Here is a 3,293-nt window from a genome sequence, read left to right as displayed (position 1 = left end):
CCCTAAAAACATGGCAACAATCCCATCCGCAGCTCTTCCAAAAACCAGTACGTAATCATCCGGGACCTGACACTTAATGTCCGTGGATGTTGACCGTATCGTGGTTGAGGACCGAATAGATGAGATAGAGAAAAAAGAGGCCGGCCAGGGTCATGACCCAGTAGAAATTCTTGTCGAATGGTGTCCCCTGCTTCTCGGAAGGTTCTTCCTCCTCTTTCTTCGGGATCTCGGCGGGGTCTTGGCTGCTCATAAAGCGAATATCGAGTCCGAACCCAGCGGCGGCAAATTCTTTCTAACTCTGGGCAAACCGGCTGCGGGAAAGACCCGCTATCGCGCCGCCCGCACGAAGAAGATAGGTACCCTCGCGCGGACCCCGCCCGAACTCTCGGCCTGACAGATCTCGCCGAGAGGCCCCTCTTCCACCGAAGCGAACCCCGCAGCCCGGAACAGGGCCGCCACCTCTTTCGGAGGAAAGCCCGGCCAGCGGTCGTGGTACTCGGTGAGAAAGAAGTCGAAGCCATGTCGCACAAAGTCGGTGAGCACCGCTCTGCCCCCGGGCTTCAAGATCCGGAAGAGTTCCCGGATCGTCGCCTCAGGGCTCTCGACATGATGGAGGACCATGTTGGCAAAGCAGCAGTCGATGGTACCCGTCTCGATCGGCAGAGCCTCGGTATCTCCTCCCAGGCTCCGAAAGCCGGGCCGGCCACCAAACTTGCGCTCCAGTTCGGCCAGCATCGCCGGGGAGCGATCGACGGCCACCACCTCGAGGCCGCGCCCCAGGAGCGCTTCGCTTAGGAAGCCTGTCCCCGCTCCAATGTCCGCCGCCCCTTCCCCCTGCCGAACGCCTGCGAACTCGACTGCTTTTTCCCGGACCTCGTCTCGGAAATACCCCTTTCGCAGCGTATCCCATTCTCCGGCCACCTCGTCAAAGTAGCGTGCCGACGATTCCATTCCCTTCATCAACGCCATTGCAACAAAGCGTCGCGATCGCGTCAATCCATCGTTCCCCCTGTGGCCCATAGGCTCATCAGCTGGCCAACCATCGGAAAGCCCGATGGGCGCGTCATGCCGACCCAGGGAGAATCACTCGGGCATCTAGGGCGGGACATGGTGGGGGAATGCCCACAATGGAAACCATGGATTGCGCGACAGAGTGGCACGCAGAGATCCGACGACGACAAGGCGAAAAGAAAGAAAAATTGGGCTTGGGTCGATCGGATCGACGACTCATTCACCAGGGTAAAAAAGCGACCGGAATGCTCGATCCGGAAGAACACGAAGGCGATAGGGGAAAGGCCGAAAAAAGGATCGTAAATTTCCTTGCCATCGCAGGCCCTTGCGTTACGGTTGCTCGAGGAAGACCGATTGGCGAAAGTCTGACTGGTTTTCCGCCGGCATCCCGGGAGGATGACGGTGGCGACCCGGCTGATGCACCTGGGTCGCCGGGAAGCAGAATGGAAGAAATGGAGAGATAAACTGTATGGCGCAAACACAAACGACGGCGACGGCTGTCGCGCGACCGCCGATCACCGCCTTTTCCTGGAAGAGTGCGGGGATCGCGATCGGCGCGTTGGTCGTCTTCGACGTGCTGATCAATGTGTATGAGAGACTCTACGCCTTTTCGAAGGGTCTCGATTACACGTCAGCCGATTATGAGAGTTACTGGATGGGTATGCTCTTCGCCGAGCTCGTGCTGGAAGCAGTCACGGCGGCGGGGCTGTGGGGTTGGCTCTGGATGACGCGGGACCGGGCGCTCGATCGCCTGTCTCCGGCGGAGGAGCTCAAGCGGTATTGGGCGTTGGGACTTTTCGTTCTGACGTATACCTACGCGGCTTATGCCGGCGCGAGCTACTTCACGGAGCAGGACGGCACCTGGCACCAGACGGTGATCCGGGATACCGACTTCACGCCGAGCCATGTGATCGAGTTCTATCAGAGTTATCCCATTTATATCATCTTCGGAGTGGGCTCGCTTGTCTACGCGATGACCCGACTGCCCCAATTCGCTAAGGCATTTTCGTTGCCCTACGTGATCCTGGTGGGCAGCCCGGCGATGATTTTCCCGAACGTCGGACTCAATGAGTTCGGACATACCCGGTGGTTCATGGAGGAGCTCTTCGTGGCTCCGCTGCACTGGGGCTTCGTGACGTTCGGATGGGGTGCGCTGGCGATCCTCGGGACTTGGTTGCAGATCTGCCCGCGGGTCTTGTCTCTGATCAACCATATCTACTATGGCAAGCCGATTCAGAGCCCGGCCGAGGTAATGAAGAATCCGCAGAGCTCGGTCGATCCCGCTGCTTGCGCGGCCTGCGCGCTCTAAGCGTGGCACTGGGAAGTCTGAGAAGCGGAAAAAGAAGAAATAACAAGGCGAAGAGAGGGGCGGGCTACCCCGCCCCTCCTCTTCGAGAGGGGGAACGAAACTAATGCAATATTCGCAAGTAGACGCGGAGGCCAGGGCGATCGGGCGCAAGTTCGATCTGGTGGTCCTCTTGTCGACCTTCCTGGTGCTCATCGCCGGTTTCCATGTGCACCAGATGCTGGTGGCCGGAGACTGGTCGTTCTGGGTGGACTGGAAGGATCGGAACTGGTGGCCGATCGTGGCTCCGATCCTGGAGATCACCTTCCCGGCAGCAACGCAGGCGGTCTTATGGACGAAGTTCCGTATGCCGATCGGCGCAACCTTCTGCTGCTTGGGGTTGCTCTTCGGTGAGTGGATGAATCGGTACATCAACTTCTATGGATGGACCCACTATCCGCTCAACATGGTCTTCCCGGAGACCTTCATCCCGGCGGCGGTGGTGCTCGACATCGTGTTGATGCTCACCGGCAACTGGGTTGTGACGGCTCTCGTGGGCGGTGAGCTCTGGGGCTGGCTCTTCTATCCGACCAACTGGGTGATGATTGCGCCCTATCACCTGCCGGTCGAGTACCAGGGAGCGCTGATGAGCCTTGCCGATGTGATCAACTACATGTACGTCCGCACCTCGACGCCGGAGTATCTCCGGATCGTGGAGACGGGAACGATGCGGAGTTTCGCGGGAGGGGTGACCGGCGTGGCCGCCTTCTTCTCGGCCTTCGTCTCGGTCTGTATGTACGTGCCCTGGTGGCTGATGGGAGCCTACTTCTTCGGCAGCACGAAGTTCTTCAAGACTTACGAGGCGACTCCCGTAGAAGCCAGGCAACACTAAGAGGAGGAAGGAAGACGATGAGAAAGAGAGTAATGCGGATGATGGGGAGAGCAGGGGCGCTGGCGCTGCTGGGGATGATCCTGGCAGGGCCCGCGACCTCCCGCC

At 59.3% G+C, this 3,293-nt stretch carries 4 protein-coding genes; 2 read left to right on the top strand and 2 right to left on the bottom strand.

What is annotated here, in order from left to right:
• Window positions 1-73: 73 nt before the first annotated feature.
• Window positions 74-250: a hypothetical protein gene (locus MAMT_RS11450; RefSeq protein ID WP_178087045.1), complete on the bottom strand. Its 177-nt coding sequence runs from the start codon at window positions 248-250 to the stop codon at window positions 74-76.
• A 77-nt stretch (window positions 251-327) separates the two neighbouring features.
• Entirely contained in the window at window positions 328-951 is a 624-nt protein-coding gene (locus MAMT_RS09010) for a class I SAM-dependent methyltransferase (RefSeq protein WP_178087044.1), read from the bottom strand.
• Between the two features lie 529 nt (window positions 952-1,480).
• Between MAMT_RS09010 and amoC the strand changes: the two genes are divergently transcribed.
• A complete protein-coding gene (gene amoC / locus MAMT_RS09005; protein WP_142660698.1) occupies window positions 1,481-2,320 on the top strand; it encodes a bacterial ammonia monooxygenase, subunit AmoC in 840 nt (279 codons plus the stop codon).
• A gap of 103 nt (window positions 2,321-2,423) precedes the next feature.
• Window positions 2,424-3,188, top strand: coding sequence for a bacterial ammonia monooxygenase, subunit AmoA (gene amoA / locus MAMT_RS09000; protein ID WP_142660696.1), 765 nt, complete (start codon window positions 2,424-2,426; stop codon window positions 3,186-3,188).
• Window positions 3,189-3,293 lie beyond the last annotated feature (105 nt).

Source organism: Methylacidimicrobium tartarophylax, assembly GCF_902143375.2.
In the GTDB taxonomy this organism is placed as follows: Bacteria; Verrucomicrobiota; Verrucomicrobiia; order Methylacidiphilales; family Methylacidiphilaceae; genus Methylacidimicrobium; species Methylacidimicrobium tartarophylax.
The sequence above is the reverse complement of the archived record's forward strand: the minus strand, read 5'-3'. Positions and strand labels throughout refer to the sequence as shown.